The sequence below is a fragment of the Bacteroidetes bacterium GWF2_43_63 genome, from assembly GCA_001769275.1.
Classification (GTDB): domain Bacteria; phylum Bacteroidota; class Bacteroidia; order Bacteroidales; family DTU049; genus GWF2-43-63.
The window spans coordinates 22,536-40,665 of the sequence record MEOQ01000029.1 but is presented as its reverse complement, the minus strand read 5'-3'; the positions used below and the strand labels follow the sequence as shown (position 1 = coordinate 40,665).

Below are 18,130 nucleotides of genomic sequence, written 5' to 3'. Positions count from 1 at the left end.
CCGCCGCTGTCATGCTGAGCGGAGTCGAAGCACGAACAGCGGGGCTAAGGCTGCTGTCACACTGAGTAACGAAGAGAAGTCATGATATAATTGATTGCTCCGTTGTATCGAAGTGCGACAGCAGCCTTCGATTGATTTTGCGAAGTAATTTGAAGTTCAATAGAAGAAGTCCATCGCGTCAGTGAGGTTTCATCACTGGTTTTATATATTCATTTTCCCAATTCGTATAAAGTTTTAACACACTGTCCCTCAATAAATGAAATATTTCTACATTGCACTCAAAAAAGAATATGAAAAGGGGGCTTTTATTTTTCTTTTGTGTCTGGTCGCTTACCGGCTTTGCTCAACACATTTCGATGCAAAAAGCACAATTAGTTGCTATTGAATTTCTTCAACAGAACAATCTTACATGCTCAGTGCAATCAGTCACTCCGCGTACAAATTTTTCCGGAGACACACTTTATTATGTCGTCAATGCAGCGCCTCATCATTATATAATTGTTGCTGCCAATGAACATGTGTCGCCGGTGATTGCGTGGTCATCAACTTCTCAGTTCGATGTATCAATGCCGTTTGCACAAATTCTCGACAAAGACATTTCAAACAGAATTGCAAAAGCAACTTTGCTGAATAGTTCGCAAAAAACAGATATTCACAATCAATGGGAATTGCTGAGTAATCAAATCCTACAATCGCCCAAACTCCAGTACTGGCCTGACTCGGGAACAACTACTACCGGCGGTTGGGTTGAAACTCACTGGACACAGAGTGCGCCATACAATCAAATGTGTCCGATGGATCCTGTCTCCGGAAGCCGCAGCTATGCCGGATGTCCGGCCATTGCCATGGGGCAAATCGTCAACTATCTGAAAACAACGCAGAACACACGCTTTGATGATGGAGACGATTATCATCACAACTATGCAGGCCGCAATTATTACATCGACGATGATGCTGACTCGCTTGGATTTCCAACATTTCCGGTACTAAACGATTGGCTTGATTCGGTGGACATATTGTTTCAATCGGGTCTCGACGCAACTTCATCAACAGCAGCGGCTATCGTTTTCGCCTGCGGCACAGCTTGTACACAGGTGTACACATCAGCGGGCTCCGGCACTTTCAGTGTAAGTCAGGCATACGCAGCTTTTCAGCGTTTCGGTTTTGTGAGTTGTGAACTGCACACAAACACCGATTCAGTCATGTATGAAACACTCATCAGCAATATGAAAAACGGCTGGCCGGCTCACCTGGCGGTGGTCGACGCTGCCTGGAGTACCGGACACAACGTGGTCGTTGACGGTTACCGCGCCGATGGCTATTTTCATATCAATTTCGGGTGGGGTGGCTCAACCGATGGCTGGTGGCTCGTTCCCGATCCGTCGTTCCCCTACTCCATGGGCGTGCTTGAAGGAATCGTACTCAACATTATTCCTGTCAGCACCGATATAGCGGGACACGAAAACAGTTCAGAGATTGTTTTTTATCCAAATCCGGCAAACGACATCATCTATCTCAACATCGCTTCGGGAGCCAATCTTCAGTACTCCATTTTTTCATCAACCGGACAGTTGATGCAATCGGGATTCACAAGTGGAGACATTTGTATCGGTAGTCTTGATGCTGGAATTTATTTTCTGCAACTGAAAACGGCAGATGGAATGCGGGTTGCGAAGCTGGTGATGGAATAACAGTTTTCTCAATAATGTAGAGAGACGCACAAAATATGTTACAATAAATCAGAAAAAAATGAAAAGTATTTGTTTTGCGTTTATTCTGTTTTCTATTATTGGATCTGCCCAGAACAATAACCTCAACCTGCAGTTCAATGGCGGTACATCGGGTTTTCAGCTGATTGATAAGGGAGGACCGCTGATTGACATTTACAATGCCATTGTTCAGGAGCAGGAAAACGGCTTCTTTTACAATGCTGCTTTCGGATATTCGCATAATTTCGGACGATTCTCGGTCGGCGCAACCCTTTCGATGAACCGGCTTCAGGAAAAATCATCCAACAGGTGTGATTCAATGTACATAAATACAGATTATGAATATGTTGGTCTCACCGTAAATGATGATTACCGCTACCGGTTTCTGAATGCTTCTGCACAGGTGCAGTACAGTGTCATCAGCCACGATAAATTCAGCTTCGGACCTTCCATTCAGTTTGGGATATCGCATATTTTTACAACGCGCCATTTGTGTGATTTTGACTTTCAGGCAGTATACGAAGACCACCATTCAGATCAGGTGATTGACATCGGTGACCGCCCCTTCATAATGACAGCCGGCGCCGGATTATTTGCGCAATACAAACTTGCTGACAGCTGGAGTCTGCGTGCAGACCTGAATTACACAACTTTTCTGCAACACCTTGTTAAACTAAGTTTCCCTGAGAAGAGCTGGTACCGCTATTATTCGGCGAGTGGTGGAGTTGGGGTTGTGTATTCATTCTGAATCAACGAGAAAAATCCAGTTGCTTCTGGTCACACGTCAACAGAAAACAACTTGCCTCGTTCCACGTGGCTGCAAGAAGGAGACGCGCGCCCACAGTTGAATAAATTTATAGCAGTCAGTTGTGAGGATAATCCAACTGACTACTGACTATTGGCTACTGACTACTGGTTCATCTCGCAACAACAAGCTTCTTTCGTGTTACGTTGCTATCCGTATTCAAAACAACAACATATTGTCCGGGAGCCAGCAGAGCGGTTTCGAAAATCGTGCTTGCTTCACCTGAAACTTTCCATCGGCGAAGTTTTCTGCCGTTCATGTCAGTGATTTGTATTACTCCTTTTTCGCCGTTGATGATATTCCACGAAATGACACATTCTCCGTCAGCCGGATTGGGACTTATCTGCAGAATATTCAAGTTTGCTTCATCTATGGAAACAATATCGGGAAACTTGACTTCAAAAGTCATTGTTGTGTCACATCCAGTTGACGATGAAATTGTAACAGTGTAAATACCAGGGGTGAGTGAAACGCCGTCCTGCACGGTCGGACCATGGCTCCACGAATACGTGAATGCATTTGTATATCCCGGAACGCCAGTCACTGTCAAATCAATCATTCCATCGTTGCATGTTGAACAGCTGGCATCAGCCAAAATTGCCGAAGCATGAAATGTTCTGATGTCAGGAATTTCAATGAATTCCGTTGTGGAACAGTCATCATTCATATCGATTGCGGTGAATGTATAATCACCCGCCACAAGATTATTCAATGAAAGCAATACCGGGCCATGGCCCCAGTAATAATCATACATGCCCGATCCACCTGTCAGCAATATCTGACAACTGCCGATTCCTAGCGAACATGAATCAGATTCGATCAAAGCAGCAATTTCAAGTCCGCTTGAAACAGAAAAAACAGTATCACTCACTATTCTTGAACAGCCGCTTGAAACGCGGGTTACAGTGCAGTAATAAACTCCGGCGCTGATTCCGTTCAGATCCTGTGTTGTGGCTCCGTTGCTCCATAAATAGCTGTATGTACTGGTGACGTATGGATTAACTGAAAGATCAATACTGCCAGTGCCATCGCCACAACTTTCATTAATTACAGAGATACTGGTTGCAAAATCAAATTCATTTCCGATTGTGACAGCATAGTCATCCGAGCAGCTACCATCGGTAACTGTCACTGAATACGTTCCTGCTGAAAGTCCATTCAGGTCTTCTGTAATTGCACCATTGCTCCACCAATAGGAATAGGGACCTGCACCATCAACACTCAGGTCAATGGCTCCGTCATTTCCGCCGCAGAGCTCATCGCTGGCAATTCCGGAAATATTAAAAGTCGCGAGATTGTCAACATAAACAGTACTGTCGAGCCGGCAACCAAATTCATCCACAATTGAAGCTTCGTACCAGCCAGTTGTAAGAGAAGGTGCATATCCGTTTGCATTGGGCACATCATTGATGAGATAGGTGAAAAAAGAAGCGCCCAAACCGTCCCAGTAAACATAACCCTGGCTCTGCCAGCAATTATCGTTCTCAGTCCAGACATAGTAGAATTCGAGGTTTTCATTAAAATCCTGATCAACCACATATGTGTTTGTATCACTGCAACCAGCAGCATCGGAAATTATCACTGAATAAGATCCGTCATCTACTGAAAAAATATCCTGACTTGTTGAGCCATTGTTCCAGAGAAAAGTTAATGGCTGCAATCCCCCGGTTACAGAAAGGTCAATTGAACCTGTAGTTGAAATGCATATTGTGTTTTCAACAACGGCACTTGCTAAAATGCCAGATCCGGTTAAGTTTACAATTGAAAAAGAACTATTCATGCTGCACCCGTTATTGTCAGTGACAGTAACGACATAGGTTCCGTGGGAAAGTAAAATAATGTCCTGTGTTGTATCTCCATTTGACCAATCATAGGAATAAGGCGCAAACCCACCTGTAACCTCAATGTCGATAAAACCATCCGAATGCCCGCAGAATTCGTCCTGTGTGTTTGAATATGACAAAACCATTCCTCCAGCATTGTTGATGATTTGCACATTCATTAACTGCGAACATGAAGTTGCATCTGTCACTGTAAGCGAATAGTTTCCGGCACTCAGCCCGGCTATATCATCCGTAATGGCGCCTGTATTCCACAGGATACTGTATGGCGCTGCTCCACCCTGAATGGTAACATACACGGCTCCATCACTCTGGCCGCAGCTTTCATTGAACAACGAATCTTGCACAATGCTGATTCCGCTTGTGATATTAACAACCGTATCAAACAAAATGATTTCACATCCAAAGTAATCGGTTACCGTTAATGAGTAATTCCCGGCATGAAGACTTGATAGATCCTCGACTGTGGAGCCATTGTTCCATTCGAAATTATAAGGAGTTGCACCACCTGAAGTACTAACCATAATGCTGCCTGAACTATTTCCACAATATTCATCAGCAGAAATACTTGCAGAAACGAGCGTTCCTGGCTGATTTCCGACAGTCCATGTTCCGGTTGTCATACAGCCAAACGCATCGGTTATTGTAACTGAATAATTTCCGGCATTCACATTGCTCAGATTCTGCAGGTGGCTTCCATTGCTCCAGTTGAACATATACGGAGCTATTCCTCCCGAAAAAGAAATATCAATTCTACCATTACTTGCATTACAAATAGTCTGAGTAATGATTGCATTGGTTAGCGCAAGGTCAGAACCTTGATTCAGTACGATGAAATTCTGATTATCGGAACAACCCGACGCATCGGTGACATACACCTGATAATTTCCTTCGCTGATGGCCGAAATATCCTGTGTTGATGCGCTGTTGCTCCACAGGTAGGTATATGGAATTGTTCCACCACTCACTGAAATATCGATGGCCCCGGTCTGATCATTACAATGTTCATCAGTAATTGCAGATGCCGTAATTCCGAAGGATCCGTTATCGTCATAAACAACGGCCTGTGAAACCGCACTGCATCCAGAAGCATCTATTACTGTAACAGAATACAAACCAGCGGTGAGATTGTTCAGGTCTTCTGTGTGAATTCCGTTGCTCCAATTAAAAGTATAAGGAGTTGTTCCACCTACTACAGTCAGATTAATGCGACCATTATTATGATTGCAGATTTCATTTGTCACTGCAATGCCTGTAATGCCAAGTGTTCCGGGATTATCAGCCACAGTGAACGGTTGACTTACCAACATACAGCCGGTATTATCTGTCACCGTACATGTGTATTGACCCGCTGTTAGACCACTCAAATCCTCACTTGATTGTGCATTGCTCCATAAAAATGAGTATGGAGAAACGCCGCCATTCACTGAAAGATTAACTGCTCCGGTATTACTGTTGCAGGTCTCGTCAGTAATAACCGCACTCAGAGCCATATTGCCGGACGTTGAATCCACTATTGCATTTCCGCTCACCGAACAACCGTTAATGTCCGTTACAGTGAATGAATAGGTGCCACCTGAAAGACCGCTTAAATCCTGCGTTGCAGCAGCATTGCTCCAGATGTAGATAAAAGGAGAAACTCCGCCGCTAACAGTTATGTCAATCGCACCATTGGACTGGTTGCAGGTCTCATCAGTAACTACAGAGGTTGCTGTCATGCCTGCCGAAAAATTATTAACAGCAATGGGACCTGTATGAATTTTACAACCAGCGTTGTCCGTTACCGTGCATGAATAGTTCCCTGCGGCCAAAGCTGATAAATCCTCAGTAGTTGAAGAATTACTCCACAAAAATGTATAAGGAACGGTGCCTCCGGAAACAGTGAGATCAACCGCACCTGAAGCGTTGGTACAAATCTCGTTGGTAACTTGCCATACTGCTGTCATACTGTTTGCAATGTTGCTGACCGTCTCCTGATATAACAATTCGCAACCGTTAACATCATGAACGGTGACAGAATAAGTACCTGCCGAAATACCGCTCAAATCCTGCGATGTAGCATTATTACTCCATAAATATGCGTATGGTGTTGTACCACCACTAATGGAAATATTGATAGCTCCATTTGTATTTCCGCAGGTTTCATCTGTGATTACAACACTCTGCAGTGCAATTGTTCCCTGAATATTGTCGACTGATTCAGAATATACAAAAGCGCATCCGATGCTGTCTGTAGCAGTGATCGTGTAGTTTGATGCATGAAGCAAGTAAATATCCTGCGATGTGGAACCATTGGACCAGAGATAGGTCATGGGGCCTGTACCGCCACTTACATTTACATTGATTGAACCGTTTCCATTTCCGCATACTTCGTGAACTATAGTCTGGGTGCTTACTTCAATTGTTCCGGGAGCGTCAAAAACATGGATGGAATTTGAAACTAAAGTACATCCGCTCGAATTTGTGATTGTGCAGATGTACGTGCCTGCCTGAAGCCCGCTTAGGTCCTCAGTTGTAGCATTGGTGTTCCATAGATATGTCAATCCGGTACCAGAGACCGTTAGATTTATAGCGCCCTGCGAATTTCCGCATTGTTCATTTGTAACAGTAGTGTTTGTGATTGCTAGCGGTCCCGCAAGATTAATGATATTATAAACCCGCTGCATGGAACAACCTCCTGCATCGGTGATTGTACATGAATAAGTACCAGCTGAAAGACCAGTTATATCCTGCATTGCAGAACTGTTGGACCATGTATAGGTGCTGGTTCCAAAGCCGCCCGTAACAGTTTGATTTATGGCTCCATTCACTGCTCCGCAGGATTCATGAGTCAGCGCAGCAGTGACCTGAAGTGTGCCGACATCATTCAAAACATTATATGTTTTCACTACCTGACACAGGTTTGCATCAGTAATTGTCAGGGAATAATTACCAGCCGAAATGCCAGATAGGTCTTCTGTCAATGTACCATTGCTCCAAACAAAAGAGTAAGGCAGTGCGCCGCCTGAAACCGAAATATCAACAGAACCGTTACTGCTGCCGCAGGTTTCGTTCTGAATAGTATTTACTGATGCTGCCAGTGAACCAGTGTTGTTGCCAACATTTACTGCAATAGAAGCCACACATTGATTGGCATCGGTAACTGTAATTGAATAATTTCCCTGTGTCAGACCAGAAAGATCTTCAGTCGAAGCCCCGTTTGACCATTGAACAAGATAGGGCTGTACCGCATCGTTAATCGAAACATCAATGCTGCCAACCGACTGACCACACTGATCGTCGATTACGGAATTCTCTGTTACAGTTAGATAACAGTAAGCTGCGCAGTTCGAAACATCGTTAGGAATAAACCATGAATTGGTGGCTGAGCATCCATAGGCGTCTGTTACAGTGACTGAATAGGTTCCAGTATGCAATGCAGAGATAGATGATCCGTTAGAACCATTGTTCCACAAATAGCCATAAGAGCCGCTTCCACCCGATGCACTTATATTAATTAAACCATTGCCCAACGAACACATTTCACTTTGCTGATTAATCAGTGTAATCTGTACAGGTGGCATTGTGGTAACCTGAAAAAGGCGAATAATCTGGCAACCGATTGCATCGGTAATTGTCACAGAATAACTACCGGCAGCAAGATTTACAACGTCTTCCGAAGTGGCTCCGTTACTCCAGTTGTAACTATAGGTTGGAATACCCCCAAACACAGAAATATTAATAGAACCGTTATTTCCACCGGTGCAAAGAACCGGTGAAACAACCGATGTAAGCGACAATGAACTGGTATTACTTACTGCAAAAAATGCCGAGTCATGGCAGTTGTGCGTATCAGTAACAGTTACAGAATATGCTCCGGCAGTCACTGCACTGAGGTCTTCGGTTATAGCACCTGTGTTCCATAAATAGGTATATGGCGAAAAGTCACCATTGGCAGAAATGTTGATTGAACCGTTGGCAGCACCACAAGTGGCATTGGTTATAAAACTGCTGATTCCTATAGAGTCTGGTTGAGAAAGAATAACAATTGTATCGGGCAAATCACTAACAAAACTGATGGTCCAATTGAAAATATAACCATTATCAAGTCCCATCTGATCAGTTACAAAAACAGTCCAGGTGCCGTTTAGCGGGGTTCCAATAAGATTACTCAGGCTTTGTTCAGGTGTATAACTGCCGGCAGGCAAATAATTGTCAGTATAATTATGTCCCTGAGCATCGGTGTAATTTCTTGTAAAATTATTGCTTTCAGACACCATGGTTCCATACATTGGGGAAACGTTGAAACAATAATCATAACCTATACCTGGATCCGTCAGATAACTGCTTGCTGATCCATCAATTGGCCCGGTTGCGATTGGTTCTCCTAAATCACAAGAGCCACCACCACCACTGCTTAATTGTACAGATTGTCCTCCGGGAGCCTGCATGGTGATTAATAAATCTCCAAGATAACTGTGCTCCATGTTCAGACAGATATTTTGCAACATGCTCAGCGATGTAAGTGTAGCGCCGGTATTAAAACCGGTAATATTAAGAGTGGATGAATAGGTGACTCCCGATCCGTCCGGAAGAAAAGTAGTGCCTGCATTGAATAATCCGCCTATCACCAAAGCTTCAGCTTTGCAGCCGTAGGAGTCATATACGTAGACCTTATACTGACCGGCCTCAAGCCCTGTTACTGGATTTGCAGTATATTGATTTATCTGTCCAAAAGGGTTTGTGAGATGATAGGTGTATGGCGGAAATCCACCACTGGAATTGATGAGAATCTCGCCTGAATGGTCGCCATAACAATCCAAATTCGTACCAGCCAATGAATAAATAATCGGTTGGGCATCGTCGATGAACAGATACGCAGTGTCCCAATCAGAACACACTTCAGGCTTATAGATGATGAGAATGGATTCCTGCCCTTCGGGAATTCCGTCGGAGATGGCATGAATGAAAACCGATGCCTGTGTTTGACCGGCAGGAATAGTGAGACTTGACGCGATGGGCGAATAATCAACCCCGTTTGTTGCCGTACCTGCAATCTGAAAATTAATGGTTTTATCCGTTGCAGAAACCTGATCGAGCGAAAAGGAAAAACTGGCTTCAATACAGCCTTCCAGCGCTATTGAGTCAGCATTTATGGTTTCAGTGTTTACTTCGACAACACCCTGCACCAGACTATTTTCCTGCAGCAATACAGCTGAATTGTACTTTCGGTCACCTGCATCGGCAATCACCAGCTTTAGGTGATAGGTTGAACAAGGCGTCAGACCATCCCGGCGTGCGGTAAGCATGGTAGTGAATGCATCAAACGAAACATCTGTTCCGCCGGCATTATCCACATAATACTGCGTGTTTGTGATGGCGTTGATATTATTGATAGCAACAGCCGTTGAAGTATTAGGAATAAGTGCAATATTTTCTTCGCCAGTGATGCCCGGGCCTGAAATGAAGAAAGCAAAAACATCGTTATAGCTGGAGCTTACGGGTGGTGCATATTCCGGATATTCTTCCGAAGCAAAAATGTAATTGAACTGTATGAAGTCGGACTGCACATTAAAATCAAATTCAAGCGTAATCGCGTCATAGGTTGTAGCTCCCGCCAGGGCTGTCATTTGAGTTGTTCCAGCAGTACCAAGTTCATTGGATGTGTTTCCCACGGTATTCGGCCCCGGCGCGGTTGTTACATTTCCTGTGGATAAAAGCACCCCCGATGTCATTCCAACCTGCGATCCGCCATTACTGAAACTGCCATGCGCCGACGCAGCGCCGGTCAGTGAGGCATTACTTACAACGAGATTGCTGCCTGCAAGTAATTCAGCCAATTGCTGCGCAGTTGGAGTAGTGTTTACAACAATCTGCCCTTGAAGAGCATAAATAGTGAAGCTTACCGATAAAAACAGGAAGAATTTCTTCATTTTGAAGGAATTTGTGTACAAGTGAATTTGACCCGACAATTTACGCAGAGTTATGATAAGTCAGACCGCTAAAGAAAATATTAACATTATATTTAATTTCGTTATCGGAAACAATAATGATAAAACAAAAAAAACAGCACCGATGAAGATGCTGTTTCGGAAATATTAAAATTGCTTATGCAGCTTTGAAAGCGCTGATGCGTGATGTGGCAAACTGATACATGCCGAAGAAAACAAGGGTGAAGCCAAGTGTTCCGGCCAGTTCATAACGGAAGAATGGAATGGCCATGGCAAAACATTCAGTAAGACCGGTCACGTTCATTGGATACCAGATTCCTTCAGCCCAAACACCCAGATTGGATACAATAAAGAATAACACTGATGAGGCAATGGATGCCAGCATTACATTGTGGAATTTCATGTGATTGCGAAGCCAGAGGCCAACAACTGCGATCAATGCAAACGATCCATAAACAAAAGCCATGAGAAATGGGCTGTAGAAGCCGAGAATAGCATCACTGGCGAAAAGAATGGCCAGCGGCAAAACCACAGCCAGGCCTTTGCGGCTAATAAATGTACCTCCGAAAAGAGCTATAGCTGCAACCGGTGATATATTCGGCAGTTCGATAAAAATACGCAGAAACGCGAACAGAGCCATAATGGCTATTACCAGAAAAATACGGGAGAGAGTCTTATTGTCTTTCATGAACCATTGATTTTGTGCAAAAGTAAAATTTTTTTCATGTAGTCGCGAAAAAATATCTCCTGGTCATTGGTGCAAATTTCAACAAAAGCGCTCCAAATAATGACTTTGGGTTGTTCAAAGAAAACTGCGCCTGATTTTCACGCTGATGTTTTTGGAGGCAATGGCGTCGATAAACTGATTGTACATCTGATTGACCTGAGCCGGAACAAACTTCACAACCTTTTTCTCTCCGCTTTCTGTATTATAATAAAACTTAACGGCCTCAAGCGCAGAAACAAAGCGGATTACGGGTTTGCTTCCGGCATAAATCTGCTCAAAGGAGATTTTTTCCTCATAACTTCCGGAGCGAATATACATGAAGTTTTCATCGGCATAAACCTTTCGCATCTTGCTGACAGAACGAAATGTGAGGTAACCGAACAATGCAAAGAAGAGCCCCATAATCAGAAAAACCAGATAGAATGAGGTAATGCACATATATACCATTAATCCGAACAACGCAATCCACATGAGCAGAAATGCAAACACAGGGATTTTCTGCCCTACAGCAGATATCCGTGTTTTATGGTCCAGATATATCCGCTTTAATTCCCTGACATCACTCATAATATTTTGGATTAAATGACACTGTATCAGCCGACAGCTCCCGCCAAACGAAAAAGCACACCAGTACTTGTTGTAATACGCAACACAACGAGATTGATTTTAATTTTCTGTCCGTCGTAAGTATCAATCCTGTAATTCACCGATGCATAGGCAGGGCTTTTTGTGTCACTGTCGAATTTGCCCAGCTTCATAAATGAACATTTTTTAATATCGCTGAGTTTCACACACATGAAAGTCTTATTATCAACAGTACTGTAGCCACAAAACAATTCACTGATAAATTTAGTGGTGTCATTTTTATTGGTTCCAATTAGCTGAACCTGTTTATATGAACCATCGAGTAAGGTAAGAATGCCTTTGACATCATGAGATTCGACGCGCGCTGCAAACTTTTTCAACAGCTTAGTCGGCTTCTTACCTGTTGTTTCAGCATGTGCAGCCATCGAAATACTGCATAGCAGCAATGCTGCAAATAAAACCTGAAATACTTTTTTCATATCGGAATTTTTTTCAAAGTAAAGAAATTTTTTGAACATTGCGGCACATGACATAAATCAGCGAAGCGAAAAATCTGTTTTCCAATCGGCAGGATTAAAATTTTTATCTTTGCTTCATGAAACACGACACGGCTGAAATTCGCAAACAGTTTCCAATCCTGTCACGCAGCGTTAACGGAAAACCACTGGTCTATTTCGACAATGCAGCCACCAATCAACGACACAAGTCTGTGATTGATGCTGAATCTGTTTATTATTCTGAACTCAACAGCAATGTCCACCGCGGAGTTCATTATCTGTCAACCCAGTCCACCATTGCTTTTGAAGAAGCCAGACAAGAAGTTGCAGCATTCATTAATGCATCATCGGTCTCTGAAATTATTTTTACAAAAGGAACAACAGAGAGCATAAATCTGGTGGCTTCTTCATTTACTACGCTGTTCAATTCCGGCGACAATATTATTGTTTCCACACTCGAGCATCACTCCAACATCGTTCCCTGGCAGCTTGCCTGCAAACTACACGGGCTTGAGCTTCGCGTAGCAAAACTTACTGAAGCCGAAACCCTCGACATTGAACATTTGAAATCGCTTGCTGATGATCGCACTAAACTCATCAGCATTGCTCATATCAGCAATGTGCTTGGAATTATCAATCCAATCCGTGAAATAATTGAATTTGCCCATTCTGTAAATATTCCGGTCCTTGTCGATGCAGCTCAGTCTGTAGCTCATACTCCAATAGACGTGCAAACACTGGATTGTGATTTTCTTGCTTTCTCAGCTCACAAAATGTATGGCCCGATGGGTGTTGGCGTTTTGTACGGAAAAGAAAAATGGCTGGACAAAATGCCTCCATATCAGGGCGGCGGCGAGATGATCAAAAATGTAAGTTTTGAAAACACAACTTTCAACGAACTTCCATATAAATTCGAAGCCGGAACTCCAAATGTAGCTGGGGTTCTTGGGTTGCAAGCTGCCATTCGCTTTCTGCGTTCTTATGACATTCAAGAAGCCGGCGATTATGAGCATTTGCTGACTGAACATGCATTGAAAAAATTCAGGGCCATGGACGGAATCCGTGTTTTTGCGCCCGATGCTCCGCGATCAGCTGTAATTTCTTTTCTGATAAACGGCGTTCATCCCTATGATTCAGGCACCCTGCTTGATAAAATGGGGATAGCACTTCGCACAGGCACTCATTGTGCTGAACCACTCATGAAATATTTCGGTATTACCGGAACCATGCGAATTTCGTTCGCAATTTACAATACCATTGAAGAAATAGACTATTTCTTCGAATCGCTCACCAAAGTAAAATCAATTTTTGAATGAAGACCATTGCTGAAAAAGCGGCCGAATTATCCGGCAGCTTTTCGAATTTTGAAGACTGGCTCGATAAGTACAATTATATCATTGATATCGGAAAATCGTTGCCCGCGCTCGACGAAACAAAAAAGAATCCATCCAACCTGATTTCCGGCTGTCAGTCGCAGGTGTGGATCACGGCATCGTACAAAGATGGCGCTGTTTTTTTTGAAGGTGACAGCGACGCGCTTATTACAAAAGGCATTGCAGCTATCCTCATCAGCGTTTTGTCAAACTCAACTCCCGATGACATTATTAAATGTGACATGCATTTTATTGACGAAATCGGATTGCGCGAACATCTGTCACCAACCCGCGCCAATGGACTCAACGGGATGATCAAACAAATGAAACTTTACGCGCTGGCATTTAAAACCAAATACGAAAAACAAGCATAACATGGATACAACTAGCCCAATGGTGCAGGAAATAATTTCGCGGATCAAAACGGTTTTTGACCCGGAAATACCAGTGAATATCTGGGATATGGGGATGATTTATGACATCACGGTCGACGCTGAAATGAACGCAAAAATCCTGATGACAGTCACGGCACCCAATTGCCCTGTAGCTGATACGTTGCCCATTGAGGTGAAAACAGCAGTGGAATACATGTCGCAACTTAAAAGCGTTTGGGTTGAACTCACTTTCGATCCACCTTGGGATCCCGATAGGCTGAGCGATGAAGCCAAGCTGGAATTGGGCTTATTGTAATTCAACACTATTGTCCCGACTAAGACTTATAATACCGGCCCTGGGCCTCCTTATACTTGCTTTCTGGCTTCTCTTCCAGAAAATAAGTACTCAACCTGTTCATTCCAACACTGCTCACGTTTTTATGCTGACGACGCTTAAAGCATGGGACAGTAAAGGCTTAAGTGAATATCATGCGGCACCCGTTCAAACCTGGCCGGAGGCAAAAAAATTCAATCACTATTACCAACGACTCGAAGATAAAGAAGGCAACAACTATTATGTTTCGCACCCACCCTTCGCATTCATTGCCAATTATGGCCTCATACAACTTTTCGGTTTATCTGTAAATCAGGCAACTTTACAATGGTTTCTGATATTTATTTTTCTGGCTGGAGCCCTCCTTCTCGCCTGGATCATCAAACAATCATCGCAGCAGACAGAGCAGAGATATGTTCAACTGTCAATGCTGGCGGCCATGGTGTTTTATCTGCTGAATCCGGTAAATCTTTTTGCTCACAGCCAGCATAATTTCAGTGAAATCTGGGGACAGTTTTTTCTAATCACCACGCTCGCTGCCTGGACTCTGTATTTGCAATCAGACAGGGTGTTTATTGTTCGGCTGCTGCTATTTCTATCTGTTGCTTTGCTGGCTGCAACCGACTGGATGGGACTCACTTTCGTAGCGGCATTGTTCATTATATATTTCCGCCAGTTCAAAAAGGCGCATATTCGCTACGGGGTAATTTTAGTGGCTGCATCAGCGCTTGTTACATATGGAGCCGTTGCCTTTCAATATCTATCTATTGGAGGATTTGATGCATTATACAGAGCCCTTGGAATTCGCTATCTCGAACGAAGTGGTTTCTTCGGAAGCCATTATACCGACATGGGTTACGATGTACTGAATCCTGAAACTTGGCTACTGGTGCTCAAGCAGATTCACAATATTCTTTCAGGTCCTGGGTATATTGTTGTTGCTCTGGCTGTAATGTGCTTCGTTTTCGCAAGAAAAAAATGTGGCCCGATTGATTTATCTGTTCAAAAAATCGCGTTATGGACCGCATTGCTGTTTTTCGTGGCAGTGCTGAGTGCCAGTTCCATTCATTACATTTACACAGCCCGCTTCACGCCTTTCATTGCACTGGCAGGCGCTGCATTGTTTGCCAAATCAATTGAGGTTTTCAAAAAACCTGGAATTGTTATCGGTGTATTTATTTTTCTGATGCATCTGGCTGCTTTCTGGTCAACCGGAATTTATCACAAATCTATCCCTGAGCCAGCTATAAAACAAGCGCAACTCAATGCAACTGCATTATTCATTAAGGAAAACAAGATTGACGCAATTCCGTTAACCAACGATTTTGTTGAGAGCGATATAATTTACCTGAGTTATAAATCAGAGCGCAATCTGGTGTGGATAAAATAGCATGCGGCTTGCGGCTGCGGCATAGAGGTGCAACAATACAGCCCCGTCTCAGAGCTAATTGCTGACATCTGAAAGCTGCTTATCCTCGACCTTAACCTCATCCTTGACCTTATCCTCGACCTCTGATCATCTCTCCTCAAAAATCAAATATCTGAACTCGTATATCTTAAATCAAAAAAGCTCCCGTTTCCGGAAGCTTTTACACTGAGTCATGAATGGTGCCCTATCGGGCTATGGGATATTATAATGTTACCGTTGCTGCGAGAATTAAACTGGCGATGAGGCAGAAATACAAGACCCAGATCATTTTTTCTTTTATTGCATTCATGGCTGAAAGATTTGAAAGGCGACCTGCATTTTTTGTGCCATTTTTGACTGTTCGGAAAATTTTATATTTTTGTCCTGATTCACAGCCTAATCTCTGATTCATGATATCAGGAAAAAAAATAATTGTAGTCTTTCCGGCTTACAATGCCGAAAAAACAATAGAACTCACCTATTCGGAGATCCCTTTCGACATTGTGGATGACGTAATCCTTGTGGATGACTGCAGTCATGACCGCACCGCGGAAGTAGCTGCCAGACTTGGAATTAAACATATTATCCGCCATGAGGTAAACAAAGGATATGGCGGGAACCAGAAAACATGCTACGACAAAGCCTTGGAGTTGGGTGCCGATATTGTCATCATGTTGCACCCTGATTATCAATACACGCCGCGACTGGCTGCGCCGATGGCTCATATTATTGCCGGCGGTCTGTATCCTGTTGTATTCGGTTCGCGCATCCTGGGTCGTGGTGCCCGGAAAGGCGGAATGCCATTGTACAAATATCTTTTCAATCGTTTTCTAACGTTGGCCGAAAACATCATCATTGGTCAGAAATTATCGGAATATCATACAGGCTATCGCTCTTTTTCGGCCGACGTACTCCGGAAAATTAATTACCACGCCAATTCCGATGATTTTGTATTCGACAATCAAATGATTGCTCAAATATTTATGGCTGGTTTCGAAATTGCCGAAGTCACCTGCCCTACAAAATATTTCGACGATGCTTCATCAATCAACTTCCGTCGCTCGATGAAATATGGATTTGGCGTGCTCGGAACGGCATTCAAATACCGCTTTCACAAATGGGGCCTGTGCAAAAGCCGGCTGTTTAAAACTCCAGCCAACCTCTCTGCGTCGCAGAAGGCGACCTGAGTGCGTTGGTGCAGATATCCTGAAATGCAAAACCTAAGCAAGTGATATATTGCATGAGTCAGGCTTTTCGCCATTGTTGGTCCACCCTGCCCAATGTCGTATCTTTGCAGTCTGATTAAATACTTCTGATATGGCCTACAATCTTTTGAAAGGGAAAAAAGGAATTATTTTCGGAGCACTGAACGATCAGTCCATTGCCTGGAAAGTGGCTGAAAAAGCACATGCCGAAGGCGCACAAATTGTACTCTCAAATACCGCGGTTGCCATGCGCCTGGGCGATGTGGAAACACTGGCTGCAAAATGCGACAGCATTGTGATTCCGGCCGATGCCACCAACACAGACGATCTCGAAAATCTGATTGCAAAATCCATGGATTTTTTCGACGGAAAATTCGATTTTATACTGCATTCAATCGGCATGTCGCCCAATGTGCGCAAAGGAATTCCATACGATAATATCAACTACGAAAACTATCTGAAAACCATTGATATTTCGGCGTTATCGTTTCACAAAGTGATTCAGATGTGCCGAAAAATGGATGCCATCAACGACTGGGGCTCAATTGTAGCGCTGTCGTATGTGGCTGCGCAACGAACGCTTTTCGGCTACAACGATATGGCCGACGCCAAAGCGCTGCTGGAGTCCATTGCGCGCAGCTTCGGATATATTTACGGCCGCGAGAAAAAAATCCGCATCAATACCGTTTCGCAATCACCAACGCCAACCACGGCCGGTAGCGGCGTTTTCGGCTTTCAGTCGCTGCTCGATTTCACCGAACGCATGTCGCCCCTTGGCAATGCTTCGGCCGACGACTGCGCCGATTTCTGCATCACGCTGTTTTCAGATCTGACCAAAAAAGTCACCATGCAAAACCTCTTTCACGACGGTGGATTCAGCAGTATGGGAATGAGCGAAAGCGCCATGAATCAGTATGATAAAAGTTTCAAGGATTGTGATGAGTTGAAAAAGAAGGATTAATATCTTGTTATTGTAACATTTATTGCTCCTGTATCGCCTTGAGGGCATCTCTAAAAACCCGTTTTTGTCATATTGAGCGGAGTCGAAATATCGATGCAATCAACTAATTATCAGCTTCGTAAAGACATTGAAAGACTTGTTGATTGCATACAAAACGAGGTTTTTAGAATTGCCTTTTAATGAATGTTGAAAAGTCGTGTGCTCATTAAACGTAGTGTTATACCAAATTGAAATTATAGTTAGTCCAAAGACGCACTAGAATTTCAAATTTGATTTATGCCGTTGAAAAAAAATGAATAACTTGATTTTCAACACGGCAATAATGCCGTTAACACATGCAATGATTTGTAGAAGCTAAGTTCAGGGTTGGCCTAATATATA

Annotated in this window: 13 protein-coding genes; 8 read left to right on the top strand and 5 right to left on the bottom strand. The window is 43.5% G+C overall.

Going from position 1 to position 18,130, the window contains the following annotated elements; all coding sequences use genetic code 11:
• Positions 1-356 precede the first annotated feature (356 nt).
• A complete protein-coding gene (locus tag A2W93_04115; GenBank protein OFY54367.1) occupies positions 357-1,691 on the top strand; it encodes a hypothetical protein in 1,335 nt (444 codons plus the stop codon).
• A 58-nt stretch (positions 1,692-1,749) separates the two neighbouring features.
• On the top strand, positions 1,750-2,457 hold the full coding sequence (locus tag A2W93_04110; GenBank protein ID OFY54366.1) for a hypothetical protein: 708 nt from the start codon (positions 1,750-1,752) through the stop codon (positions 2,455-2,457).
• A 169-nt stretch (positions 2,458-2,626) separates the two neighbouring features.
• On the opposite strand, the gene A2W93_04105 is transcribed toward A2W93_04110, so the two are convergent.
• The 4 genes from A2W93_04105 to A2W93_04090 form a co-directional block, all read right to left on the bottom strand.
• Positions 2,627-10,267: a hypothetical protein gene (locus A2W93_04105; protein ID OFY54365.1), complete on the bottom strand. Its 7,641-nt coding sequence runs from the start codon at positions 10,265-10,267 to the stop codon at positions 2,627-2,629.
• A gap of 175 nt (positions 10,268-10,442) precedes the next feature.
• Positions 10,443-10,973 (bottom strand): hypothetical protein, encoded by a 531-nt coding sequence (locus A2W93_04100; protein OFY54364.1) that lies wholly within the window; start codon positions 10,971-10,973, stop codon positions 10,443-10,445.
• A gap of 114 nt (positions 10,974-11,087) precedes the next feature.
• Positions 11,088-11,483, bottom strand: coding sequence for a hypothetical protein (locus A2W93_04095; protein OFY54363.1), 396 nt, complete (start codon positions 11,481-11,483; stop codon positions 11,088-11,090).
• A gap of 122 nt (positions 11,484-11,605) precedes the next feature.
• Positions 11,606-12,130, bottom strand: coding sequence for a hypothetical protein (locus tag A2W93_04090; protein ID OFY54362.1), 525 nt, complete (start codon positions 12,128-12,130; stop codon positions 11,606-11,608).
• Positions 12,131-12,192: 62 nt separating this feature from the next.
• Here A2W93_04090 and A2W93_04085 point away from each other — a divergent pair, with 62 nt between their 5' ends.
• The 4 genes from A2W93_04085 (at position 12,193) to A2W93_04070 (ending at position 15,565) form a co-directional block, all read left to right on the top strand.
• Positions 12,193-13,410, top strand: a complete 1,218-nt coding sequence (locus A2W93_04085) for a cysteine sulfinate desulfinase (GenBank protein ID OFY54361.1) — start codon at positions 12,193-12,195, stop codon at positions 13,408-13,410.
• A complete protein-coding gene (locus A2W93_04080; protein OFY54360.1) occupies positions 13,407-13,841 on the top strand; it encodes a Fe-S metabolism protein SufE in 435 nt (144 codons plus the stop codon). Before A2W93_04085 ends, A2W93_04080 begins: the two co-directional genes overlap by 4 nt.
• Position 13,842: 1 nt before the next feature.
• The gene (locus A2W93_04075) at positions 13,843-14,157 is read left to right on the top strand and encodes a FeS assembly SUF system protein (GenBank protein OFY54359.1); all 315 of its coding nucleotides are present in this window, start codon (positions 13,843-13,845) and stop codon (positions 14,155-14,157) included.
• Positions 14,158-14,281: 124 nt separating this feature from the next.
• A complete protein-coding gene (locus A2W93_04070; protein ID OFY54358.1) occupies positions 14,282-15,565 on the top strand; it encodes a hypothetical protein in 1,284 nt (427 codons plus the stop codon).
• A 241-nt stretch (positions 15,566-15,806) separates the two neighbouring features.
• Here the strand turns inward: A2W93_04070 and A2W93_04065 are convergent, their stop codons facing one another.
• The gene (locus A2W93_04065; protein ID OFY54357.1) at positions 15,807-15,995 is read right to left on the bottom strand and encodes a hypothetical protein; all 189 of its coding nucleotides are present in this window, start codon (positions 15,993-15,995) and stop codon (positions 15,807-15,809) included.
• Between A2W93_04065 and A2W93_04060 the strand changes: the two genes are divergently transcribed.
• Both A2W93_04060 and A2W93_04055 read left to right on the top strand, forming a co-directional pair.
• Complete coding sequence (locus A2W93_04060; protein OFY54356.1) at positions 15,994-16,770, top strand: glycosyl transferase family 2; 777 nt, start codon at positions 15,994-15,996, stop codon at positions 16,768-16,770. The genes A2W93_04065 and A2W93_04060 overlap by 2 nt on opposite strands.
• Before the next feature lie 130 nt (positions 16,771-16,900).
• Positions 16,901-17,749 (top strand): enoyl-ACP reductase, encoded by an 849-nt coding sequence (locus tag A2W93_04055; GenBank protein OFY54355.1) that lies wholly within the window; start codon positions 16,901-16,903, stop codon positions 17,747-17,749.
• Positions 17,750-18,130 lie beyond the last annotated feature (381 nt).